The sequence below is a fragment of the Pseudoalteromonas sp. H71 genome (genome assembly GCF_001468485.1).
GTDB lineage: Bacteria > Pseudomonadota > Gammaproteobacteria > Enterobacterales > Alteromonadaceae > Pseudoalteromonas.
Map to the genome: position 1 here is coordinate 1 of NZ_LODI01000002.1, position 23,865 is coordinate 23,865.

The window sequence follows — 23,865 nt, forward strand, 5'->3', positions numbered from 1 at the left end:
TCCAGTATCACCCACCACATATAACTACCTCTTTAATATCTACTCTGAATTATTTTTTACTTTTTTATATATGCCTATTTGCATAATTAACTTAGTTATCAGAAAAAAGAGCATCACTGCCCTTTAGGCATAATAATTTAATCACCACAGCCTAATATTTAATCCCTATTCAAATGAGAATATAACCCGCCATTACAGCACTGAATAAAAATGACACTTTATGACCATATAAACGTATTAGTTAAACCTAATTACCTAATAAATACAGCTAACATTTAAATTCCCTTGTAAGCAGCTAAACTGTTGATTATAGTCTGTGTTAAAAGTGATAACGCTTAAGCCAATGCCAACTAAGATATTTTCAAAAGCCAAAATACTAATAGTCGAAGAGCAGCCACTTGCTCAAAGCTATATGAAACAATCGTTAGAAAGACTTGGCTTTCGGCAGTTGAGCTTTGCTGATCATGCCAATTCAGCAAAAGAGCAATGTTTAAGTGAATCGTTCGATTTAATTGTGTGTTCCTTCAACTTAAATAAACACCAAGACGGTTACCAGTTATACGAAGAGCTAAGAGTTAAACAACTCATAAAAAACTCTACTGGCTTTATCTTTATTTCAGCTGAAACAAGTGGTTCATTAGTACACAGTGTACTTGAGCTTCAACCCGATGACTTTTTGGTTAAGCCTTTTACAGCGCAAGAACTAAAGACCCGAATTGAACGTATATTAAAGCGTAAACACGATCTTCAAACCGTACACACGCTCATCGATGATGGTAACGACTCAAAAGCCATAAAATATATTAATGCGGCACTTGAAAGAAAAGACAATAATTACAGCCCTATTCTACTTCGTCTGAAAGGTGATGCTCTTCTTCGGTTAAAACGCGCCCAAGAGGCCAAAGACTTTTTTAAATCTGTGCTCGATATTCAAAAATTCGCCTGGGCTAAAGTGGGGCTAGTAGAAGCGCTTATAGCCAATAACGAGCATATTTTGGCGCAACGCATGTTAAAAACCATGCTAGGACGTCAAGAAACCCGTCTTGTTGCATTAGACTTACTTGGCCGGTTAGAAATTAAACTGAATCAATTTGAATTGGCCCAAGACTTTTTGAGCCAAGCAGCCACAATTGCGCCACGAAATATATCGCGTCAAAAATCGCTAAGCACGGTCTCGTTAATTAATCACGACTACGAAAAAAATTACCTAACACAAAAAGATATAGCAAACTTTGCTAAGCACTCTATTTACGATCATCCCGATATTTACTTAAATGCGGCTCGAGCAGGAATTGACTTTGCATTAACGACAGATCAAACCGATCAGGTGCAGCGCATTTCTAGGCAAACAAATAAATATATAAACGATTTAAAAACCCAATTTCCTAACAGCACTAATCAATCGCAAATTGATGTGCTTAATGCGCGGCTTCATTATTTAAAAGATGAACATCAAAAAGCTAAGAAGCTCATTGAGCAATTAGAAGATGACGACTCAATAATCCGTTCAGTCGATGGCGCACTTGATAAAGCAAAAGCCTTTCATGAGCTAGGGTTTCATCAAAAAGCACAAATGTTATTCACGCAAATAATTAATCATTGTGAAAGACACCCGACTACGAGCGAACCCACCTATTTACGTTATATACAGCAACAGCAAAGTGAACGACGTGATATTAAAATGGGGCCAAAAGAACTTAATAACCATGCTGTGACCCAGTTTAACAAAGGCCAATTGAATACAGCACTAGAAGCATTCACACATGCGTTCAGAGTGATGCCACGGAATCAAAGCATTGCACTTAATTTATTACAATGCTTATTTGATTCAACCAAACAAAGTGGCAGTTCATTGAATATCGGGCTTGCTAAAAAGTGCTACACCTTATTAGACAAATCCGATTTGCCTGCCGATCAAGCGCAGCGTTTAGATAAAATTATGAATCAAGCAAAAGAGATGAAGCTAAACCTCAAAGACTAAAGCTTTTTCATTGCAGCGCCATTAACGCAGTATCTAAGGCCCGTTGGTAATGGGCCATCTGGAAATATATGCCCTAAATGCGCATCACACACATTGCATACAACCTCAACACGCTCCATGCCATGGCTAACATCACGTACATAGCCAATTGCTTCTATACTTGCCGGCTGAGTAAATGAAGGCCAGCCAGTTCCGCTTTCAAACTTTTCGTCAGCATCAAACAATAAATTATCACAACACACACACACATATTTACCGGGCTCTAACAATGTACAACTACCAGACATATCAGGGCGCTCTGTTCCTTTCATACGCGTTACATAGTATTCGTTTTCTGATAATTGTTTACGCCATTGTTCATCTGTTTTAGTGACTTTTTTACTGGGTGTCGGATTGCCATTTTTGGCAAAATTAATCACATCGTTCCATTTCAACATAGTAACCTCATGAAAACCTGTATTACGAATAGGGTAAATAATCTGAGCTCTGGATAATTAACGTTTATAAATCAAAGATCAACTTATATAACTACACCTTTATTACGTGGTGAAATGATGCCTCGATCAAGCTTGCTCAAAGGTAATCGTTTGCTTTTCCGCAGTAGTAAAAATCCGCTGCATGAACGCCTCTAACTCCGCTTTTTTAACTGGTAAGCTAACGCTTAGTTGCCGATCATTATTGCTACAAATAATAAGCTCATCATCTTTGCTTACTACGCGCTCAATACTTTGTATAACCAGCCAATTAGGACCATGTTTTTTATCAAAAAAGCCCATTAAGCTAAACACTAATAAGTGCTGCGCATCGCGTTGAACAAAATGCTCTAAGCGGTTTCGCGCTTTAAATAATGGAGTAAGCCTATACATGCTAGAACAAAACACAAACACCCATACACCTATCAGCACTTTAAACCACATAACGTCTGATAACTCATAGGCAAGCATTAAACCAACAAGCACAAAACCAATAATTGCAATTATTAATGCTATTTTTTTGTTTACTGCGTCCACTATGAATCCTTTTTAAGCTGTTTTTTTTCATCTGATGCTTTTTCTGTTGGCTCAGGCCAATCTTTAAAAAACACAGTTAAATACCGACTTTTAACTAAATACCAAAGCACCCAAAACACAATAACCATTTGCACTGCTAAAAAAAGCGAAAACCGATAATGGCTATTTGCCGCTTGTACTATTAACCATGTTAAATCTATCAGCGCACAAACAATTAATGGCCAGCGCATATGCCGCCAAATACTTGCCAACCGGTCAGTGGCTTTATGTGAATCACGTGGACGGCGCAAACAAAAAAACAATGTAGGAATTATCGCAATACTGCCAATAGCAATGGCAATAAAAAAGTCGCTTTTAGATCTAAAAAATAACGACATTAAGTCAAGCTCTGGTCGGCGGCTTAGTGCAGCAAAAACCCAAATAAAATAAGCACGCAGCAACACCACTACACTTAAGTGAAACGCAACAGGCGTACGATAACTCCCGTATTTATCCCAGTATTGGGGTCCGTATCGGCTCATTACTACTTCCCTAGCCGTTATGCTTTTTAAGCAGCTCGATTAAATCATCCTCTGTCAGGACATCTATTCCTAAATCTTGAGCTTTTGTGAGTTTAGAGCCCGCTTTTTCACCCGCTACTAAGGCATCGGTTTTAGCAGATACACTGCCTGACACCTTCGCACCTAGCTGTTGTAAGCGCGCTTTTGCATCATTGCGATTAAGTGTGTTAAGCGTACCTGTAAGTACATAAGTAAGCCCTGCTAGCGGTTGGTCATCCTTCGATGGTGCACTCAGCGCAGGCCAATGTATGCCTTGCTCAATAAGCGCATTGACGACCGCTAAATTGTGCTCTTCGTCAAAAAAACCTCGCACATGCGATGCCACAATATCACCTACATCGCTTACTTGTGTCAGGCTATCGACACTGGCACTAATAATATTCTCAAGCGTTAAAAAGTGATTTGCTAAATTTTGTGCCGTTGCCTCACCTGCCTCTCGTATACCCAATGAATATAAAAATTTAGCAAGCGTGGTGGCTTTTGCTTCGTTTAAAGCAGTGACTAAATTTTTAGCCGATTTTGGCCCCATGCGTTCGAGTGATTCAAAATGGCCTTGTTTTAGTATAAATAAATCAGCGGGTGTTTTTATAAGCTCACGGTCCACTAATTGATCAACAATTTTATCGCCAAGGCCATCAATATCTAATGCTTTGCGAGATGCAAAATGCTTTATAGCTTGCTTACGCTGTGCCGGGCACACTAAACCGCCAGTACAACGAGCTACAGCTTCACCTTCGACTTTTTCTACATGGGAATCACAAATTGGGCAAGCTGATGGAAACACAATATCTCTTGCATCTGCGGGTCTGCGATCGAGCACTACCTGCGTTATTTGCGGAATTACATCGCCAGCACGGCGAATAATCACCGTATCACCAACTTTAACACCTAAGCGAGCAATTTCATCACCGTTGTGAAGCGTTGCATTAGACACCGTTACACCGCCTACAAATACAGGCTCTAAACGAGCAACAGGCGTAATTGCACCCGTGCGCCCAACTTGAAACTCTACATCAAGTAGTTGAGTAACTTCTTCTTGCGCCGGAAACTTATAAGCAATAGCCCAACGAGGCGCACGCGCCACAAAGCCCAAACGCTCTTGTAAGGCTTTATTATTAACTTTTATTACCACGCCATCAATTTCATATTTAAGCTCACTACGACGCGTTAAAATATCACCATAGTAATCTAAAGCAGCTTGTGGCCCTTCCACCAGCTTTGTTTCTGGGCAAAGGGGTAAACCCCAATCAGTTAGCTTTTCTAATTGCTGAAAATGATCATCAGGAATTGAGCCATCGGCAACCAAACCAGTGCTGTATGCATAAAACATCAGTGGGCGTTTGGCGGTGATTTTAGAGTCTAGTTGACGCAAGCTACCTGCGGCTGCATTACGTGGGTTTACAAATACTTTTTCGCCACGCTTTTGCGCTTCACTATTGAGCTTTTCAAACCCTGCGCTATCCATGAATACCTCGCCACGCACTTCAAGCTCTTTCGGGAAGTCTCCACGTAATTTAAGAGGCACGTTACGAATTGTTTTTACATTTTGAGTGATATTCTCACCAGTAAAGCCATCACCCCGCGTTGCAGCTTGTACCAACACCCCATCACGATAAATGATCGACACAGCCAAGCCATCTAACTTGGGCTCACAGCAAAAAGTAAGCTCATCGGTGCTCATTAAGCGCTCTTTGATTCGGCGATTAAAGCCTGTAAATTCGTCTTCGCTAAACGCATTATCGAGCGATAGCATGGGCACTTGGTGGGCGACTTGCTCAAACTTGCTAAGCGCTGCGCCACCTACTTTTTGAGTCGGTGAATCGGCAGATAAAAATTCAGGGTTTTGTGTTTCAAGCGCACTGAGTTCGCGTAATAGCCTATCGTATTCAGCATCTGGAATGCTTGGGGTATCAAGCACATAATAATTGTAATTGTGCTGCTCTAATAGGGTACGAAGATGATTAATTTGCTCACTAATGCTGCTAGACATTTAAACCTCAAAAAACATAAAAAAGCCACTTTGACGATATCGCCCAGTGGCTTATAAAAATTATATATTACAAATTGTTACGCTGAAAAAGCACGAACCTGCTCAACATACTGTCTTACACGCTCAACACTCATTTCTTCGCGCTCTGCGTCTAATATATGCGCGCCGAATTCGTCGGCTATTTTTTTAGCCGCACTGTGCAACATATTAAACGCTGCTAACCCGTCGCCGTCACACGGTAAGGTCATGAATAAGCTGACCCCAGCGGTGCTAAACTGTTCCATATTATCTATATCGAACGTCCCTGGGTTGTACATATTAACCAATCTAAACAGCACAGGCCCTTGGCCAGCAGGGTCTAAATGACGGTTAAAAAAGCCTTCCTCTGAGTATTTAAAACCGAGCGTATTTACAGCGGGTAATAACTTGCTGCCTTGCATAGTTAACCCTTCAGGCATTTGTATATGTACAATAACAAAATCCGGTACTGGCTCTTGTGGTTGTTGATCAGTTTGCTCAACCGACTCTAAATCATCAACAACACTTAGATCGTCCTCAATAGGCACCTCTGGCACGCTAGACTCTATTTGAGGCTCATTAGCATCAAAGTTAAGTTCCCCTAACTGTGGCTCGTCACGCTCACTAATAACCGGTTCTTTTTGCTCAGTTTTTTGACTATACGAATGAGATGAAGCTGCGGGGCTTTCTTGGAGTGGTTCAACCCGTTCTTTAACAGACGTATCTGGGCTGTCTTTTTTTCTTACAGACCATAAACCATGGACTAATAAGCCACCAATGACAATCACACTGATAATGATTAAAACCCATCTTAATTGTTCGGCCATCCCCTCACCTTTTATTATTTGTTATGCCTAAACTCTGTATAGTAATAAAAAACTAATACACGTGTTATAAAAATTTATGCGTGTGCAAGTTGCACCGCTTGTTCAATATCTACAGCAACCATTCGTGATACCCCCGGCTCTGCCATGGTAACACCGGTTAAACGACCCGCCATCTCCATTGCAATTTTGTTATGGCTTATATAAATAAATTGCACTGATTGTGACATTTCTTCTACCAAACGGCAAAAGCGTACAACGTTTGCGTCATCTAATGGCGCGTCAACTTCATCCAGCATACAAAATGGCGCTGGATTTAGCCTGAATATAGAAAACACTAATGATAATGCCGTCAGCGCTTTTTCTCCACCACTTAACAAGTGAATGGTTGAATTTTTCTTACCTGGCGGCCGTGCCATTATACTAACACCACTTTCAAGTAAATCGTCACTGGTTAATTCCAAATACGCACTACCGCCGCCAAAAACTTTAGGAAACAGCAGCGCAAAATCTTCGTTTACTTGATCAAACGTGGCTTTAAAGCGTGTTTTTGTCTCGGTGTCAATTTTTCGAATAGCACCTTCAAGGGTATTTAACGCTTTAGTTAAATCCTCTAACTGGTTATCTAAATAATCACTTCGCTGTTTTGCAACGTCAAACTCTTCTATAGCTGCTAAGTTAACCGCACCAAGCCTGTCTAGCTGATTTGTAATACCTGTTAATTGGTTTTGCGCTGCATTGAAAGTTAAGTCGTCAGGTAATGTTTCAAGTACTGCTTTTAGGCTTTGTTTAAGCTCATCTAATGGCTCAAGTGAAGCTTGCGCCTTTATTAATAAGCTCTGCTCTTCAAGTGTTAATCTTTGATGTTGTTCTTGAAGTCCTTGCAGCTCACCCTGAGAATTTTTAAGACTAGCTTGCTTTGTATTCAAGGCGTCTTTGGCTTGTGATAAATCGTTTTGTAATTGCGCTAGTAATTGCTCGCCATGTTGGTGCGTTTCTAATAACGTTAAAATTGATTCACTGAGTGTTTCTTCTGGAATAAGTAGCGTCTCAATTTCCAAAACTAATTCTTCAGCTCCTTGTTTTGCCTCATTATAGGCTTGCTCTGCATGGCTTAGTTTTGTTTGGCTTAATTGCCACTCACTGCGTGCTTTTTGCTGTCTTAAACTTGCCTGATGAGCCTGCGTTTTGTATTGCTCTAGCGCACTGAGTGCTTGGCTATAGTTTTTATCGCTTTGCATGCGCTCATCATTAGCAGCCTCAGTTTCATCTATTAAATTAAATTGCTGCTCAGCAAATAGTTCATATTGCTCTGTTTGTTCTTCAAGCTGCTTATTAAGGTGCAAAAGTGACGCACTTATCGTTTGCTCTTGAGTTTTTATTTTTAATAGCTGGTGTTGATATTGAGTGACCTGCTCTGTGAACATATCGCTTCGGGTACTTGAAATAGCAATCTGTTGGGCAAGCTGATGAATAACCTCTTTAAGCGCTTTTTGCTCGGTATTAAGCTCTGCTTGTAGTGCAATGTATTGTTCAAGTTCGCTTGTTACCTTTTCAAGTTCACTTTTAGTCTGTGTGATCTCATGGGTGTACTCGTGAAGTTGCTTATGTTTAATTAGCAATGAGTTGTTTGTGTTGCTATCCGCGTTTACGTGCCAATTACGGCCATGCAACGCGCCATTTTTATCCATCACCGCAATGTAATAGTCATCGTTTAACACCGTTAAATCGGCGTGTTCACTGTAAACAATTCGTGTGAGTAAATCTGGGTATACGCCAGCGGTAATATAATCAGCCAGGCTTGGCTTAAGTAAAGACTGACCGCTTGGCCATACGCTATTAGGTGATGGCTGCTCTGTTACACTTAAATGTGTAAGCGACTTAAGTGCTTGCTCTATTAATGGCTCAAAACCATCTTGCACTATTAGTTGACTTAAGAGTCCTGCTAAATCAGTGACCTCTTCATCTAACCCCAATGCACTTTTAAGCCCCGCAATACGGGCGTTTAGTTCATTTTCTTTCTGTGCCAGTGCTTTATGATTGTCTTGAGTTTTATTAACCTGCTTATTTTGTTGGGTCAGTGTAACTTCACATTGGGAAAGCGCACTTTGATTTTTTGCAAGCTCCTCAGTAAGTGTTTGGCGCTGGCGTTGTTGCTCGACCAGCTGCTGTTCTATATTATTATTTTTTAGTTCATCAAGCTGCGAATTTAACTGGCTGAGTTGCTCATTGACATGGTTTATTTGCTGTTGCGTGTGCTTTATTTCACTACTTTGCGACTGCACCTGAGTATTAAATTGCTGCTGTTGTTCGTTGAGTGTTTGCCAATGCGAATAACTCTGCTGCTTAGCGGTCTGTAGTCCCTCAAGTTCAAATGACAGTTCATCCACTTGCTCTTCGCACATTACACTGCTTTCTATTGCCGCTTGCAGTGCTTCATCAAGTTCTTCGCATATATGCTGCTGTTGCGCTTTTTGATCAAGGCTGTCTGTTTGACGTTGCTGTAATTTTATTAAGCTTTGTTTAAGTGATTGTATTTGTTGTTTAATACTGATTTTTTGCTGTTCGGCTCGAGTTAACTCGGTATGAGTAATATGTTGCTGGTGCTGCGCATCACTTAATTTATCTTGCTGAGCTTGTACTTCGCCTTCAAGTGTTGCAAGCACATCATCGTGCCCTGAGTGGGCCGTTTTAAAAAAGCTAATTTGCTCATCAAGCTTTTTTATTTGCTCGCTTTTGTCTATTTGTTGCTGATGAAGTTTTTGCCATTTTAAAACAGCTATTTGACTTTTTAATGTGCGCTCTGTTGCTTTAAGTTCACGGTATTTTTTAGCGTCAAGTGATTGAACTGCCAATTTATCGAGTTGACTTTGCAGCTCTTTACGAACATCTAATAAACGTTCTAAATTTTCGCGGGTACTTTTGATCCGCGTTTGCGTTTCGCGGCGGCGCTCTTTGTATTTAGATACGCCTGCGGCTTCTTCTAAAAATACGCGCAGCTCTTGAGGTTTACTTTCAATTAAGCGCGATATCATCCCTTGCTCAATAATCGCATAACTGCGAGGACCAAGCCCAGTGCCCAAAAATATATCAGTTATGTCACGCTTGCGGCATTTACTGCCATTTAAAAAGTACAACGATTGACCATCACGTGTTACTAAACGCTTAATCGCTATTTGGTTTCTATCGGCAAAGGTGTTTTTTAATTCTTGCTCGCCTAACGAGTTATCAAAAATTAGCTCTACTGAAGCTTGCGAAATGGCTTTACGGTTAGTTGACCCATTAAAAATAACATCAGTCATGGCATCGCCACGCAAGTTTTTAGCTGAGCTTTCGCCTAGCACCCACCGCACTGCATCAATAACGTTAGATTTGCCACAGCCGTTTGGCCCAACAACGCAGGTCATTTGATCTGGAAACGGTATTTTAGTGGGCTCTACAAACGATTTAAAGCCCGCTAATTTAATAGTGCTTAAGCGCATCTTGTTGTTTTACCAATTTATTATTGTTGTTATTCATGGGCAATTTAACTTAAAAAACACGCGTTTGTTAAGCTTGTCGCTTAAAATTATCTAAAATAATCCCTGTTGCCATGGCAACATTGAGCGACTCGGCCTCGCCAAATGCAGGAATTGTTATTTTATCGGTCACTAAACCTGCACAGGCTTCGCGTATCCCATGCGATTCACTGCCCATTAGCAAAACACCCTCACCACTGAATTGTGTTTTATGCACACTTTCACCATCTAAAAATGCGCCATATATTGGCAAATTTAAAGTCTGTAAATATTCAGGTAATTCAACTTGGCTTACAGATACTCTTACAAACGACCCCATAGTGGCACTAATTGTTTTTGGGTTATAGGCATCTGCGCTGTCTGTGCTAGTAACAATATGTTTAATCCCATACCAATCAGCAACTCTGATAATAGTGCCTAAATTGCCTGGATCAGACACGCCATCAAGCGCCAATATTAATCCATTCATATTGGGTAAGTCGGCTTTGGGCATATCAACAATTGCAATAGCCGCATTATTACTTACAAGGGTGCTCGCTTTAGTCAACGCCTCTTCGTCTGCTTCAATGATGTGGGTGTTTGGAAAACGGCTTTGATGAGCATTTATAAACGCCTGCGTAGCAAATATAACAACTGCGTTTAAAGAACTATTTAACAACTCAAGTACGTTTTTTTCGCCTTGTACAAGGTATTGATTATATTGCTTTCGGTACTTTTTTTGGCCAAGTTGGCGAATAAGTTTGAGTTGGTTTTTTGAAATCATAGCAGCCCCATAAAATTATCCGCTCAGTATAACAGAGTTCATTATAAAAAATGTATCACCTAGTTTGAACACACCTTATAGTGAGAAAAAACAGCGCTATTGCTGTGATAAATATTGAGTTTTGCACTTAAAATCGGTAAATTAACAAAAAAACAACATGGAATGGCTTTTAATGGAATCAATACACCCAACCCCTTCACAATCAAACGAACCTAACGGTCAACCACTTACCCCACTATCTAGCTCCAAAGTGCAATTTAGTGGCAAGGGCGGTGAATTTTTTGGTATTTGGATAGTTAATATCTTACTAAGCGTACTAACATTGGGCATTTATTCTGCCTGGGCAAAAGTGCGTACAATGCGCTATTTTTATGGGCACACTCGTATAGATGGCCACAGCTTTGACTACTTAGCTACTCCAATGCAAATTTTAAAAGGCCGTATTTTAGCGGTCATTGTATTTTTAATTTACACCTTTGCTGTCAGCTTTTTTCCACTGATAGGCTTTTTATTTGCCATCGCTTTTATTTTTTTAATGCCGTGGATTATTAACCAAGGCCTGCGCTTTAATATGCGTATGACCCGTCATCGTAATGTGCGCTTTGCATTCAAAGGCGATTACGGCGAAGCCTTTGTTAACTTTATACTGTTACCGATTGCCAGTGTATTTACACTTTATTTATTAATGCCGTATGTTTTAAAGCGCATAGATAATTACATTCACAGTAATATTAGTTACGGCAATAAACCATTAACCGTAAAGCTCAAAGGTGAAACTTACTATTTAACAGCGCTTATTTGTTTTGTAGTGAGCTCTATCACTATGGTGATATTTATGGCTATTTTAGGACTTTTTGGACTTGATTTACTCAATGTTGAAAATCAACAAGCGGCTCAAGACCCAGTCAAAATGGGAATTATGTTTGGTGGATTAATGATTGCCTATGTTGTGATGATTGCCATAGTAACCGCAGTGTGGAAAGCGGCCATTCGAAATCATATTTTTAATAACAGCCAATTTGAAGATGTTGCATCGTTTAAGTCTGAACTTAAACCTATTCCTTATGCCATTTTACTTTTAACGAACATGCTAGCTATTGTGTTTTCATTGGGGCTTGCTTACGCCTGGACACAAATTCGTACATCAAAAATGCTTGCCGAGGCCACAACTGTTGATATATACCCTGGCGCATTAAACTTAATCGATACAACGCAAGAGCAGCAGTCATCCTTTGCCGAAGAAGCGGCTAATGTATTTGATATTGATTTATCGCTAACCTAAGAGATTACTATGCACGTACAGGGACATTACTTCCCCAAAGCATCAAGTAATTATCAACCGGGTGTCGCTAATATTCGCGATACCCTGGTTGAAATTAGCCACGATGATCAGCTTATTTCAAGCTATGCAATAAGCGATATATCACTCACGTCTGGCCTGGCCGGGCTTGCTGATGAACTGCGTTTTAATGATGGCAGTCGCTTCATTCCAAGTGATGTAAATTATCGCTGGCCTTTTAAAACCAATAAGCACGACCTATTAGAGCGCCTTGAAAAAAGTAAATGGGCTATTATAGCGGCAATTGTAGCTACACCACTTTTTATGTGGTTAATGCTATACAAAGTTGTGCCCGCAATTGCTGTGTACAGTGTTGACACCCTACCGCATAGCGTTGTTGAACAAATGGGTGAGCAGAGTTTTGCTGTAATTAAAAAATTAGCCCTAGACCCAACCGAGTTATCTGCCGAGCAACAAGCCACAGTGCAGCAGCATTTTAATACCATGCTTGATGCGCTTGCACTTGAAAAGTCGGTGTATAGGCTTTCGTTTTATAAATCCCAAAGCTTTGGGGCTAATGCGTTTGCACTCCCTCATGGCCGTATTGTGGTTACTGATGAATTAGCTAATTTACTAGCCGATAAACCCAATGCGCTAAAGGCTGTGTTACTTCACGAAATTGGTCATGTCGTCCACCAGCATAGTGTTCGCATAACAGCACAATCGGCCGCCAGCACAATTGTACTTGCCGTTATATTTGGTGATTTAGAAGGGATTGCAGAAGTCGCTTTAGGTACGGGGGCATCGTTTGCTCAACAAGGATTTTCACGAGATATGGAACGAGAAGCCGACAGCTATGCATTGACTCAATTAGAATACTTAGGCTATTCAAGCAACGATTTTGCCGATGCAATTGAAGCATTACAGGGTGCGCATACCACTGAGAACGAACACCTTAAAAAGGTGAATAACTTACTCGAATATTTATCGAGCCACCCCAGCTCACAGGAGCGAATAGACAATGCTAGGAAATAACCGCGGTTATATACAAATGGCACGCTATATCGTGGGGCTGAGTTGGATGTATCATGGCTTTTTCCCGAAGATTTATCATATCGCCCCTCTTGAAAAATTAATGACTGGCAGTGCAGGCTATTCTGAACAGGTGTCTGATTTAATTACGCGTAGCGCGGGTATTGCCGAGGTTATTTTTGGGCTGTTAATAATAATATTTTATAAAAATAAACAGCTGGTTTGGTTAAATATTTTCGCACTATGCGGCCTGCTAGGAGCCGTTGCGGTCATGCAGCCTAGTTTACTCATAGAAGCATTTAATCCAGTTACTACCAACGTGCCACTTATTGCCTTAAGCTTTATATGGCTAAAAGAAATTAAACAGTTAAGTAATCGGTACCTCTAAATAATAAAAGAGGATTTTATCCTCTTTTATTATTGGGGCATGTTTAGAGTGAGTACTTGTTCTTGTGGGTCCACAAATGCAGTAATTCGCTCGCAATGGTTGCTGCCGCAATTGCGGTAAGCTCACTTTGATCGTACGAAGGTGATACCTCTACCACATCCATACCCACCATATTTATCCCTTTTAGCGCGCGCAGTACTTTAAGTACTTTATCAGATGTTAAACCACCGCATACAGGTGTGCCGGTGCCTGGTGCAAATGCCGGGTCAAGGCAGTCTATATCAAACGTTAGGTAAACGGGTAAGTCACCTACTCGCTCACGTATTTGCGCTGCAATGTCATTGGCATGCAAATCGTTAGCTTGCATTGCATCAATCACTGCAAACTCATGCTTTGATTGATCAAAGTCGGTACGAATACCAATTTGTATACTGTGCTCTACATCAATCAGCCCTTCCATGGGTGCATGATAAAACATAGTGCCGTGATCAAAACGCGAACCGTTGCTGTAAGTATCGGTGTGCGCATCAAAATGAACCAAAGCCATTTTGCCGTGAATCTTTGCATGTGCCCGCAGAAGCGGAAGCGTTACAAAGTGATCGCCCCCAAGACCTAACAGCGTTGTTCCTTGACGAAGTATTTGCTCTGCGGCCATTTCTAGCTGTGCAGTAAAATACTCTGGGTCGCCGACTGGATAAGTAAAGTCACCTGCATCTGCAACCGTTAAACGCTCAAATAAAGGAAATGTCCACGGGTATTTAGTGTCTTCCCAGGCTAAATGTACTGACGCTCTGCGAATAGCATCGGGTCCTAAGCGAGCACCGGGACGGCCCGATGTTGCTAAGTCAAACGGTAAGCCTAATACAACGACATCTGCATCAATGGCATTAATATTTTGCACCATAGGACGACGTAAAAACGTCATCCCGTTTGAATACAACGAGTGGTCAACATGACCAAACAAGCTAGACATTGCTTATAACTCTTCTAAATAAGTGTAGCCATTAAGGCCGCTTTGCAACTCGTCTAAAACGCTTTGCTGTTCTTTTTTATCTATTTTTGCAGACACTAACTGCGCATACGACTGCTGAAAGCTCTCAACATCTAAATGTACATAACGCATCATATCAGCTACGGTATCACCCTGATTTATTTCGCTAATACTGGCAACGCCTTGCTCATCCATATTGATAATGGCGCTGTGTGTATCGCCAAATAAATTGTGCATATCACCTAAAATTTCTTGATACGCTCCCACTAAGAAAAAGCCCATTAGGTAAGGTTTATCAGCACTGTACTCAGGCACCGGTAATGTGCTTTCAATGCCTTGGCCATCAACATAGTGCTCAAGTGCGCCGTCTGAGTCACAGGTTATATCAAGTAATACAGCACGTTTTTTTGGTGCTTCGGTTAAGCCACTTAATGGCAATACCGGAAACACTTGATCAATCCCCCACGCATCAGGCAATGATTGAAAAAGCGAAAAGTTTACAAAAAACTTATCAGCTAAACGCGCATTTAACTCGTCAATAATCGGGCGATGAAAACGGTTTTTGTTATCCATGTGTTTGTTAAGCTCATAACAAATACGTAAGTTAACTTGCTCTGCCCACGCACGCTGCGTTAAATCTAAAAGCCCAAGTGCAAACTGGTTATGCGCCTCTGCTAAGTCGCCTTGGCTATCGTGATAAATTTCAATCAGTGCACGGTCGTCAGTTAAATCGGTTAGCTGAACAAATGACGCCCACATATTATTTAATAAAAGTGGTGCATCTGCTGCAGGCGCTTTTAGCTCCTCTGGTACGTAGCTTTCTGTGCCTATCACGTTTGATATAAGTACCGCATGGTGCGCCGTTAGTGCACGCCCCGACTCAGAAATAATAGTCGGCATAGGCTGCGCGTACTGCTTACACGTATCGCCTATGGTGTACACAATATTATTTGCATACTCTGCTAAGCTATAGTTCATTGAGTTATGAGATTGGCTGCGTGTACCATCGTAATCAATCGCTAAACCGCCCCCTACATCTAAGCACTCAATACTTGCGCCTAATTTGCGTAACTCACAATAAAAGCGCGCGGCCTCGCTTACACCTAAACGCACATCGCGGATGTTTGCCATTTGCGAGCCTAAGTGAAAATGCACAAGTTGCATTAAATCAAGCTGGTCGGCCTCTTTTAAACGGTTCACCACATGCAGTACTTGCGACGCAGATAAACCAAATTTAGATTTTTCGCCGCCACTTGCTTGCCACTTACCTTTACCTTGCGATGCTAAACGTACACGAATACCAATACGTGGTTTAACATTTAGCGCTTTTGCTTGGCTAAGCACCATGTCGAGCTCAGAGAGCTTTTCAAGCACTATGTATACTTTGTGGCCTAGCTTTTCGCCAATAAGTGCTAAGCGCACATATTCCTTGTCTTTGTAGCCATTGCATACAATCACTGCACTGGTTTTTTCTGCCATTGCCAAAACAGTTAAAAGCTCTGGTTTGCTGCCTGCTTCTAGGCCTAATTGTTTTTTTTCTAACTCGGCTTGGCTTGCTACTATTTCTTCAACTACTTCGCGTTGTTGGTTTACTTTAATTGGGTAAACTAATAAGTAGTCTTTTGGGTAGCCATAGTTTTCAATCGCAGTATTAAATGCAGCACATAAACTGTGCACACGATGATGTAAAATTTGTGGAAAGCGCACTAAAGCCGGTAAGCTCAAGCCTTTTTCTTCTAGTTGTTTTGCAATATCTGTCAGTGCAATAGTTTGCTCTGGGGCGTGAGCCTTTGGCGCAACATACACATCACCTTGATCATTAATACCAAAAAAACCTTGGCTCCAATGACGAACATTGTAACTCGTGCGAGCTTGTTCTAGTGATGTTGTCTCTTTCATTTATCTTTCTCTTTTATTTAATGAATGCCGGTTCGGCTGATTGGGCGCATTAAAAGAAAAATAGACTTTTAAGTCCAACAAGTATTTTTACTCGTAACGAGTGATTTTTAATATTATCAGTAAATAGTACAGAGCATGACCCACAAGCCCTTATTTAATGAGGCCTAGTTGCAAATAATAATCAGGTTAGTCACACGTTTTTTATAAGGAGAAATATAGGTCTGGTTTTAATAAAAATGTATTCAACATATACACATGGCTAAGGGGCTGCTAATAAAAACTTTTTTGTATTCATTATTTAATTTTGCTACGTCGAGTTTTTAACCGTTAGCGTGAAAATTTAAATCTTCAAATTGATTAAGTATTATTGGGGATGGGTTTTAACAGCTAAATAGCAGCAAATTAATTACTTAGCCTGAAATCTGCTTTAGCCGTTTGCTATTCAGAAATCAGGCTAATTAGCTATTGAAGCTAAAATCAATTATTCAGCTAAAGCCACTTCGGCTAACTTCATTGTACTTTCGAACGACTTAGTGCCGGCTATAAATAACCCATTATGGCAAAATACAGCGTCGTCTAAGCCTGTTTCAGCTTGAAACTCTTCATCAGATAAACCAGCCCATGCTTTAGGTAAAGACTTTCTATCTTCAAACGATCCTGGCTCTACAGGTACTGTTTGTAGTATCCATTGACCTGAGTGTGAAGGATAAACCATGTACAATGCTTCACTTGACAAGATATGCACTGTTTTTTTCCATGGCGTGTATTTTTCAAGCACAATAACGCGTGGGTCTTCTGCACTTTCTATAGCTTCAGTCACAATTGCTTTTGCATTAACACTGCCACTGGCTGACGCTATAAATCGAGTCAACATACGAGAGGCAAATTCAACAGCCTCATCAAAGCACTTATCAAACTCAGGGCTCTCTTCCCACGTTGGGTTATACATTGAAATTGTTTGACTTAAACTTATGCCTTGCTGCACCCCTTCAACATGGCCACAATCAATTGCATCAATGGTTGAGACCAACCCGGCATCTACTCTGTCTGCAATTGCTTGGTTATTGCCACACAGTGATAAACCATACTTTTGCCACACCAAACCAAATGACGAATACGGTATTCCATTTTCACGCTCCCCGGCGCCACCGCGCTGGTGGTGATCAAAACGCCCGGTATCAGGATCGTATTGCCCACCTACATCAATCACGATATCAGCATTATCCATAAGCGCTTTGTCGCGGGTACGTACTAAATTAAACGAAGGAAGTACATGTTTGAGCACCGCGATGCTAAATACATCATCGGCATGAAAATTACCATTGTGGGTAACTACTGTTAAATCGGTCGTTGAACTGGTGTCTTTATTAGAAAGGATAAGGAAATCTCGCTCTATATTGCGTTAATTATGAAAACTAAAGGACGTTATGTGGTGAATTTTATATGAATGCGATTAACAAGAACAGGGTTCTTGTTAATCGTTTTGATATTGCGACTGAGCCTAGCCTAATTGCTAAGGTATGTTAATTTTGTATTTACAGTATCTACCTCTAAAAAGACTGATGCCAGTGTAAATAATCTTCAAAATGCATTGGTTTAGCAATTAAATAGCCTTGAATCATGTCAACGTTCATTGTTTTAAGTATGGTAAATTGCTCTTCGGTTTCAACACCTTCAGCAACAACTGTTAAGCTAAGGCTTTTACCAAGGTTAATAATGGTTTGCACAATGCTAAATCCAGTGCCTTTGTCTAATATTTTATCTATAAAGCTTTTATCTACTTTTAATTCATTCACCGAAAACGAGCTCAAATGCGTTAAACACGAGTAGCCTGTGCCAAAATCATCTATCGAAAAAATAAAACCTTGCTGTTTTAATTCATCAATTTGCGATATCACGCTGGCAATATCGCCGCTAAGCATAGACTCTGTGATCTCTAACTTAATATTCGATGGGTTAACGCCATAATCGTTAACAACATTTAATAATTCAGTTTTTAACGTCGTTGAATTGAACTGGACCTGACTTATATTTATAGACACTTTAAATGAATCATCAATCAGCTTCTTGCTGTTAAGCTCATTTATTAAAATACAAATATCACGCAGCACGGTGTTTTGAAGTTTTTGAATAACCCCATTTTGCTCAGCGATTGGAATAAAGTCATTAGGCGCAATCAATCCCTTACTTGGGTGCTGCCATCTAATTAGAGCCTCTGCCCCCGTAATTTTTCCATTAGCGTTTATTTGCGGCTGAAAATAAGCACTAAATTCATCGTGTGCTATCGCTCTGACAATATCGGTTTCAAGTTCTGCCTGATTTTCTAGTAGAGCTTGTAACTCTGGATCATAAAAGCTGCAACTGTTGCCATTTTTCATTTTAGAACGGTACATGGCCGTATCAGCAAATTTAAGAATGTTATCGGTTAAATGATTACTTTTATCTATTAAACAAATACCGATACTACAACTAACCTGAAAAGCTAAACGACCCACTTCAAATTTATCATAAAAGACACTTTGTATTATTTTAGCCTTTTTTTCTGATTCTAAAATCGCGCTTTCGGTGTTATCACCAACATATTCAAGCAATATAATAAATTCATCGCCGCCAACACGCGCTAATGTATCTTTTTCACCAATAACACCGTTAAATCGTTTTGAAAGCTCTACAAGTACTTCATCACCTGCACTGTGACCAACTGAGTCGTTAATTCGCTTAAAATTATCTAAGTCTAAAAATAATAATGCACCGGTCACATTGCTTTGGTGTATATTCTCAACATAGGCTGCTAATTTGTCATTTAGCATTCGCCTATTTGGTAAACCTGTTAATGGGTCATAGAAGGCGAGTCTTTCTACTTCTTTCTCTGCTTTTTTTCTTGTGGTTATATCGCGGGCAACCCAAACAATATAACGCTGAGATGGGTTATCTGATTGGTAATCTTTAATTGGCGATGTACGACCTTCAAAAACCATTATTTTGCCGCCAATATCTAGCTCATATTCAAATACTTGCACATCATTTGTCAGCAATGTTTTATCTATTACCGCCATGATTGATGCGGCATCTTCTACAGGCAACACATCGCTAATTTTTTTATTTATCAAGTCAGATTGTGATTTGTATAAAAGTGCATCAGTGGTGCCGTAAATATCCATATACTCACCTTCTTCACTAATAATGAGGGTCAAATCAGGCATCACTTTCGTAAATGCCTCAAATTTTTCATTACTTTTTTCCAAATCATTGATCAGTTGATTAGCTTTTATGTACTCATGGTTTTTTTCAAGCGCAATACTGGTAAAGTGAACAAAGTAGTCGATTAATTCAAGTTCGAAAGATGAAGGCTTTTTAGGTTTATCGTGGTAAATAGCAAAAGTACCTAAAATATTTGATTTAGTTGAAATAATAGGAGTAGACCAACACGACTGTAGTCCAAACTGTAAAGCGATTTCTTTAAAGTCTGCCCATAAAGGCGACTTAGCTATATCTTCAACAATCACGCGTTCACCTAAATACGCAGCAGTACCACACGAGCCAACATTTGGACCTATATGAACCCCATTAATTGCTTGGCAATATTCATCATCAATATTGGGCGCAGCACAATGAAGTAGTTTTCCTTTATTTAGTGATAGGATTGAGCATTTAGCTGAATTTTCATCAATAAGTTCTTCTATAGACAAACATATCTCATCTAAAACGTCTTCAAAGGGAAGCCCTAGCGCTATTTTAGATAAGATATCTTGCTGATGGGATAACAACGTGTTTAACCTAACTGCTTCCATTTGACACCACACACTTTCATTATTGTTTTTAGCTTAAATATGTTTTTAAAAACAGTACAGTATTAAGTACCGAATAAAATAATTCGCTTAAGTAACGTAAAGTATAGTTGTAAATAATCGACTTTTACTGTTAATTAATGTTTTTTATACAATAATAAACAGCACAGCGTTAGCCTATAAAAACATAGGCGTTCAGAAATCTGCTTGTTATTGGCTTAAGCCAAGCTCCATAAACACACTTTGCGGGTTATCTTGATAAGAGCCAAAACAACCACAACACTTAAACCCTAAATTTTCATATAATTTAATCGATTCAATTTGTTTAGGGCCGGTTTCTAACCTAATTAATGGGATCTCTTCTTCACCTGCGTAATGCAAAAGAATTTGCATTATTCTACGAGATAGCCCTTTTCCACGGTAACTTGGGTTTACATAGAGGCGCCTTATTTCTGCGTAAGATGGCTCCCCTGATTGCATCACAATTGCCCCACAAGCAACAATCCCATCATCGTTTTTTAAACCAATTGCATAAACATTAGGTTTATCAAGCTCACCTAACGTGAGAGATTGTGCGGTCGCTACTGGGTACAAAGAATTTATAAGTCGGTCGATATCAGCAAAAACATTAATCACATCCTGGTCATTCGGTTTTAAATCAACTAACTGCATTGAGTATCTCAAATTTATATTAATTATATGTTGTGAAACTATACCGAATTGTAACAAATGAACAACCTCTGCGTGTTGTTTTAACACAATTACAGGTTTAAATAACTCAGACTCAGTGCTTTCAAATTAAGAACTGATAAAAATACGTATACCTGGCTTTAAACACTTTGTTACGCAAAATAGCTGTTCAAAACTATTAAGCTATTTATACTAACTTGAGTTGTAAACATTGATTGAGGTTGTTGTGCAGATCATACAAGGTATGGAATATTTTTTTTCAGGGTTTAAATTAATAAGCCAAAAAGGTTTAAAGCGCTTTGTGCTCATTCCGCTTTTAATTAATATTTTATTATTTGGTAGTTCGCTCTTTTTTTTATTTGGCTGGCTTAGTGAAAGCTTTAGCTACATCAATAATATGCTCCCTGATTGGCTGAGTTGGTTAGAGTGGCTAATGTGGCCGATTGCGGTATTGGTCGTACTATTTAGCTATAGTCTGGTATTTACAGTAATAACAAACTTTATTGCCGCTCCATTTAATGCACTTTTAAGCGAAAAAGTAGAGTTATACTTAACTGGTCAAAAAATTAATGATGACGGCTTTGCCGAGTTAGTTAAAGATGTACCTCGCATGCTTGCCCGCGAATGGACCAAGCTATGCTATTACTTACCACGAGCTATTGGCTTTTTTATACTGTTATGGATTTTACCGGTAATAGGTCAAATATTATGGGTTTTATTTACGTGTTGGATGTACGCGGTGCAATATGAAGATTACGCGTTTGATAATCATAAAATTAGCTTTAATGAGATGAAAAACGACTTAAAGTCTAAGCAAGGGCTTTCATACGGGTTTGGTTTTGCTGTTATGCTGTTAACAGCCATTCCAGTTGTTAACCTAATTGTTATGCCTGTCGCGGTATGCGGTGCTACGCGTTTGTGGGTAGATAATTACCGCCCTAAGTACCGAAGCTAACTCTTAAATGAAGTTATTGCCTTAGTAACAGTGTGTATATAAAAATGGGCCTAGTGGCCCACTTTTATCGTTAATCAACTGTATAAGCTTTGAGGGACTTTAGTCACATTTAAATGTACCGTGATCTCTTCTCTATCATGGTATAAATGCTTAGCTTGTAATTCGTAGCTAATACCGTACTTAGCGAGCTCTTCTTTTATCATTGCTAAACATTCATACACACTGTCAAAGCGCTTTTTCATTGGTAACTTAAGATTAAAAATAAGCTCTTTTGCATAGGCATTAACAGCCCAATCAATCATTAGGCTTGTTACTTTGGTTGGCTTTTCTACCATGTCACATACAAGCCAAGTAATGTTTCTTTTCTCTGGGCGGTATTTAAAGCCATCTTCTCTAAAGTGCTTAACTTGGCCTGTTTCCATTAAGTCATCATTCATTGGGCCATTATCTATTGCATTAACAAACATCCCTCTGCGCACTAGCTGATATGTCCAACCACCTGGGCATGCACCTAAGTCTACACATCGCATACCTGCAGCAACGCGTGTTTCTCTTTGTTGCTCAGGTATAAACACGTTAAACGCTTCATCAAGCTTAAGTGTAGAGCGGCTAGGCCCGTCACTTGGCATGCGCAAACGTAAAATACCCATAAAATTGGCTGAATTGTTATAGCTGTATGAATAGCCAACATAAGCGGTATTATTTGCCAAAAATAACACATGCATAACAGGCCGGTTCGCTTTTGGCTCACGCAACACGGTGTTTTGTTTCTCTAGTGCTTTTTTAAGCGGTGTCGATATTTTTTTACAAAAGGTAAGTAGTTCTTTTCCTTCGTTTGTATCGGGTGTCTCTACTCGCAGTTCAGAGCATAACGGAAAATCCTTAGCTGCTTGCACAACAGCACCTACACGGTCTTCCAATGGCATATTTTCTAACAATGTGCCAGCAAACCATTGGCGAGCAAACACCATGTTTTTAAAATCTATTTTTTTGATTATTTCGTCACTATGCTGGGCTTCAAAACATTCATATATAACGTAACCTGTATTTGGTTTTGCTTTTACATACCCTGCAAACCCCTGCTCCGCAGCATGAAATGTTATTTCAGCAGCTGCATCGTTTTCAAACCCACTGCGACAATAAATCACAACACTAGACATAATAACCCTTAAACTTTTTAAAACTTAAATCGTGCAACTTGCACTAAAATGATAATCCAACCAACAATAAAGCACATTCCACCAAGAGGCGTAATTGGCCCTAGCCATTTCATTCCTGTCAGTGCTAATAAATATAAGCTGCCACTAAACAGCAACGTCCCTATTATAAAAAAGTGACCAGCCCAATTTAGGTTAATACCCCACTTTATGAGTAAAGCCACTGCAATTAATGCTAAACCATGCACCATTTGATACTCAGCAGCAGTTTTAAACACACCTATCGAATATTCTGATAGACGGTTTTTTAGTCCGTGAGCGGCAAAAGCCCCCAACATAACCGAAAGCATACAAAATAAGCTTCCCGTCATTAAAAATAGTTTTGTCATTATTTATCCAATATTTTTTTTATAAACTGTACTGTGCTTGAAGCTGCTATTTGGCGGTTTTCTAATTCAGTAATTCCACTTTTTTTACGCGGTTTTAATGAGTGATCACCGTCAGTTAGCCATACAAAATTTGGCTGCTTTGGCATAGACAGGGTTTTTAGCTCTTCACGCGTACCAAATGTATCTCGCTCACCTTGTAATACTAAAAAAGGACAATTAACATCAGCAAAGTGCTCTGTGCGCAGCTTTTCTGGTTTACCAGGTGGGTGAAATGGGTAACCAAACGCAATAACCCCTTTAACAGGCTGATTTGTTGTGCATGCGAGCATAGATGCCATTCGCCCGCCCATTGATTTACCGCCAATAAACAATGGTAATTTAGACTGAGCATGCGTTAATACTTGCTCGTAGTAAGCAAGTAACTTGGGTGCACGCTCCGGCGGGCGTCGCTTATTAGTTTGTTTGGCAATTTGCATATATTCAAAATCAAATAAACCAACATCAACACCTTGATTACTGATCAGTGCAGCCACGTGCTGCATAAAATCAGAATCACTTCCAGCACCAGCACCATGAGCAAAAATAAACTGTGCAATTGCGGGTTGGCTTTGACTTTTAAACCATTCAATCATG

20 protein-coding genes are annotated in these 23,865 nt (G+C 39.8%); 5 read left to right on the forward strand and 15 right to left on the reverse strand.

The window, feature by feature from the left end; genetic code table 11:
* The first annotated feature begins 343 nt into the window (after nt 1–343).
* Nucleotides 344–1,981: a response regulator gene (locus ATS71_RS02140; protein ID WP_058403549.1), complete on the forward strand. Its 1,638-nt coding sequence runs from the start codon at nt 344–346 to the stop codon at nt 1,979–1,981.
* Here ATS71_RS02140 and msrB read toward each other — a convergent pair.
* The 7 genes from msrB to ATS71_RS02175 all read right to left on the reverse strand — a co-directional run bounded on the left by msrB (nt 1,978) and on the right by ATS71_RS02175 (nt 10,664).
* On the reverse strand, nt 1,978–2,418 hold the full coding sequence (gene msrB / locus ATS71_RS02145; RefSeq protein WP_058403342.1) for a peptide-methionine (R)-S-oxide reductase MsrB: 441 nt from the start codon (nt 2,416–2,418) through the stop codon (nt 1,978–1,980). The genes ATS71_RS02140 and msrB overlap by 4 nt on opposite strands.
* A gap of 126 nt (nt 2,419–2,544) precedes the next feature.
* Nucleotides 2,545–2,991: a hypothetical protein gene (locus ATS71_RS02150; RefSeq protein ID WP_058403343.1), complete on the reverse strand. Its 447-nt coding sequence runs from the start codon at nt 2,989–2,991 to the stop codon at nt 2,545–2,547.
* Nucleotides 2,991–3,512, reverse strand: coding sequence for a DUF2919 domain-containing protein (locus tag ATS71_RS02155; RefSeq protein WP_058403344.1), 522 nt, complete (start codon nt 3,510–3,512; stop codon nt 2,991–2,993). Before ATS71_RS02155 ends, ATS71_RS02150 begins: the two co-directional genes overlap by 1 nt.
* Nucleotides 3,513–3,522: 10 nt before the next feature.
* Complete coding sequence (ligA, locus tag ATS71_RS02160; protein WP_058403345.1) at nt 3,523–5,541, reverse strand: NAD-dependent DNA ligase LigA; 2,019 nt, start codon at nt 5,539–5,541, stop codon at nt 3,523–3,525.
* 77 nt (nt 5,542–5,618) lie between these two features.
* Nucleotides 5,619–6,386, reverse strand: a complete 768-nt coding sequence (gene zipA / locus ATS71_RS02165) for a cell division protein ZipA (RefSeq protein ID WP_058403346.1) — start codon at nt 6,384–6,386, stop codon at nt 5,619–5,621.
* A 74-nt stretch (nt 6,387–6,460) separates the two neighbouring features.
* Nucleotides 6,461–9,865, reverse strand: coding sequence for an AAA family ATPase (locus ATS71_RS02170; protein WP_058403347.1), 3,405 nt, complete (start codon nt 9,863–9,865; stop codon nt 6,461–6,463).
* Nucleotides 9,866–9,932: 67 nt separating this feature from the next.
* On the reverse strand, nt 9,933–10,664 hold the full coding sequence (locus tag ATS71_RS02175; protein WP_058403348.1) for an RNA methyltransferase: 732 nt from the start codon (nt 10,662–10,664) through the stop codon (nt 9,933–9,935).
* 172 nt (nt 10,665–10,836) lie between these two features.
* On the opposite strand from ATS71_RS02175, the gene ATS71_RS02180 reads away from it, so the two are divergent.
* From ATS71_RS02180 to ATS71_RS02190, 3 genes are read left to right on the forward strand one after another with little or no spacing between them, the layout of a single operon-like run.
* Nucleotides 10,837–11,946, forward strand: a complete 1,110-nt coding sequence (locus ATS71_RS02180) for a YjgN family protein (protein ID WP_058403349.1) — start codon at nt 10,837–10,839, stop codon at nt 11,944–11,946.
* A 9-nt stretch (nt 11,947–11,955) separates the two neighbouring features.
* Complete coding sequence (locus ATS71_RS02185) at nt 11,956–12,978, forward strand: M48 family metallopeptidase (RefSeq protein ID WP_058403350.1); 1,023 nt, start codon at nt 11,956–11,958, stop codon at nt 12,976–12,978.
* Entirely contained in the window at nt 12,965–13,363 is a 399-nt protein-coding gene (locus ATS71_RS02190; RefSeq protein ID WP_058403351.1) for a DoxX-like family protein, read from the forward strand. Before ATS71_RS02185 ends, ATS71_RS02190 begins: the two co-directional genes overlap by 14 nt.
* Nucleotides 13,364–13,406: 43 nt before the next feature.
* Here the strand turns inward: ATS71_RS02190 and speB are convergent, their stop codons facing one another.
* The 5 genes from speB to ATS71_RS02215 form a co-directional block, all read right to left on the reverse strand.
* Complete coding sequence (gene speB, locus ATS71_RS02195) at nt 13,407–14,336, reverse strand: agmatinase (RefSeq protein WP_058403352.1); 930 nt, start codon at nt 14,334–14,336, stop codon at nt 13,407–13,409.
* Between the two features lie 3 nt (nt 14,337–14,339).
* Nucleotides 14,340–16,253 (reverse strand): biosynthetic arginine decarboxylase, encoded by a 1,914-nt coding sequence (gene speA / locus ATS71_RS02200; protein WP_058403353.1) that lies wholly within the window; start codon nt 16,251–16,253, stop codon nt 14,340–14,342.
* A gap of 481 nt (nt 16,254–16,734) precedes the next feature.
* Nucleotides 16,735–17,631, reverse strand: coding sequence for an MYG1 family protein (locus ATS71_RS02205; protein ID WP_058403354.1), 897 nt, complete (start codon nt 17,629–17,631; stop codon nt 16,735–16,737).
* A 172-nt stretch (nt 17,632–17,803) separates the two neighbouring features.
* Entirely contained in the window at nt 17,804–20,044 is a 2,241-nt protein-coding gene (locus ATS71_RS02210) for a sensor domain-containing phosphodiesterase (RefSeq protein ID WP_058403355.1), read from the reverse strand.
* Between the two features lie 207 nt (nt 20,045–20,251).
* Complete coding sequence (locus ATS71_RS02215; protein ID WP_058403550.1) at nt 20,252–20,713, reverse strand: GNAT family N-acetyltransferase; 462 nt, start codon at nt 20,711–20,713, stop codon at nt 20,252–20,254.
* A 262-nt stretch (nt 20,714–20,975) separates the two neighbouring features.
* Between ATS71_RS02215 and cysZ the strand changes: the two genes are divergently transcribed.
* Nucleotides 20,976–21,686 carry a sulfate transporter CysZ gene (gene cysZ, locus ATS71_RS02220; RefSeq protein ID WP_171034627.1) on the forward strand — a complete coding sequence of 237 codons (711 nt, stop codon included), beginning with the start codon at nt 20,976–20,978 and terminating at the stop codon, nt 21,684–21,686.
* A gap of 74 nt (nt 21,687–21,760) precedes the next feature.
* On the opposite strand, the gene rlmM is transcribed toward cysZ, so the two are convergent.
* The 3 genes from rlmM to ATS71_RS02235 are packed head-to-tail and all read right to left on the reverse strand — an operon-like array spanning nt 21,761 to nt 23,864.
* Complete coding sequence (gene rlmM / locus ATS71_RS02225) at nt 21,761–22,846, reverse strand: 23S rRNA (cytidine(2498)-2'-O)-methyltransferase RlmM (protein ID WP_058403356.1); 1,086 nt, start codon at nt 22,844–22,846, stop codon at nt 21,761–21,763.
* A gap of 17 nt (nt 22,847–22,863) precedes the next feature.
* On the reverse strand, nt 22,864–23,232 hold the full coding sequence (locus ATS71_RS02230; protein ID WP_058403357.1) for a DUF423 domain-containing protein: 369 nt from the start codon (nt 23,230–23,232) through the stop codon (nt 22,864–22,866).
* Nucleotides 23,232–23,864 carry an alpha/beta family hydrolase gene (locus tag ATS71_RS02235; protein WP_058403358.1) on the reverse strand — a complete coding sequence of 211 codons (633 nt, stop codon included), beginning with the start codon at nt 23,862–23,864 and terminating at the stop codon, nt 23,232–23,234. The genes ATS71_RS02230 and ATS71_RS02235 overlap by 1 nt, the downstream gene beginning before the upstream one ends.
* Nucleotide 23,865: the final 1 nt, after the last annotated feature.

Coding starts and splice junctions, on each gene's coding strand:
- ATS71_RS02140 (WP_058403549.1), top strand. CDS start 344: ATGCCAACTAAGATATTTTCAAAAGCCAAAATACTAATAGTCGAAGAG.
- msrB (WP_058403342.1), bottom strand. CDS start 2,418: ATGTTGAAATGGAACGATGTGATTAATTTTGCCAAAAATGGCAATCCG.
- ATS71_RS02155 (WP_058403344.1), bottom strand. CDS start 3,512: ATGAGCCGATACGGACCCCAATACTGGGATAAATACGGGAGTTATCGT.
- ligA (WP_058403345.1), bottom strand. CDS start 5,541: ATGTCTAGCAGCATTAGTGAGCAAATTAATCATCTTCGTACCCTATTA.
- zipA (WP_058403346.1), bottom strand. CDS start 6,386: ATGGCCGAACAATTAAGATGGGTTTTAATCATTATCAGTGTGATTGTC.
- ATS71_RS02170 (WP_058403347.1), bottom strand. CDS start 9,865: ATGCGCTTAAGCACTATTAAATTAGCGGGCTTTAAATCGTTTGTAGAG.
- ATS71_RS02175 (WP_058403348.1), bottom strand. CDS start 10,664: ATGATTTCAAAAAACCAACTCAAACTTATTCGCCAACTTGGCCAAAAA.
- ATS71_RS02180 (WP_058403349.1), top strand. CDS start 10,837: ATGGAATCAATACACCCAACCCCTTCACAATCAAACGAACCTAACGGT.
- ATS71_RS02185 (WP_058403350.1), top strand. CDS start 11,956: ATGCACGTACAGGGACATTACTTCCCCAAAGCATCAAGTAATTATCAA.
- ATS71_RS02190 (WP_058403351.1), top strand. CDS start 12,965: ATGCTAGGAAATAACCGCGGTTATATACAAATGGCACGCTATATCGTG.
- speB (WP_058403352.1), bottom strand. CDS start 14,336: ATGTCTAGCTTGTTTGGTCATGTTGACCACTCGTTGTATTCAAACGGG.
- speA (WP_058403353.1), bottom strand. CDS start 16,253: ATGAAAGAGACAACATCACTAGAACAAGCTCGCACGAGTTACAATGTT.
- ATS71_RS02210 (WP_058403355.1), bottom strand. CDS start 20,044: ATGGAAGCAGTTAGGTTAAACACGTTGTTATCCCATCAGCAAGATATC.
- ATS71_RS02215 (WP_058403550.1), bottom strand. CDS start 20,713: ATGCAGTTAGTTGATTTAAAACCGAATGACCAGGATGTGATTAATGTT.
- cysZ (WP_171034627.1), top strand. CDS start 20,976: ATGGAATATTTTTTTTCAGGGTTTAAATTAATAAGCCAAAAAGGTTTA.
- rlmM (WP_058403356.1), bottom strand. CDS start 22,846: ATGTCTAGTGTTGTGATTTATTGTCGCAGTGGGTTTGAAAACGATGCA.
- ATS71_RS02230 (WP_058403357.1), bottom strand. CDS start 23,232: ATGACAAAACTATTTTTAATGACGGGAAGCTTATTTTGTATGCTTTCG.
- ATS71_RS02235 (WP_058403358.1), bottom strand. CDS start 23,864: ATGATTGAATGGTTTAAAAGTCAAAGCCAACCCGCAATTGCACAGTTT.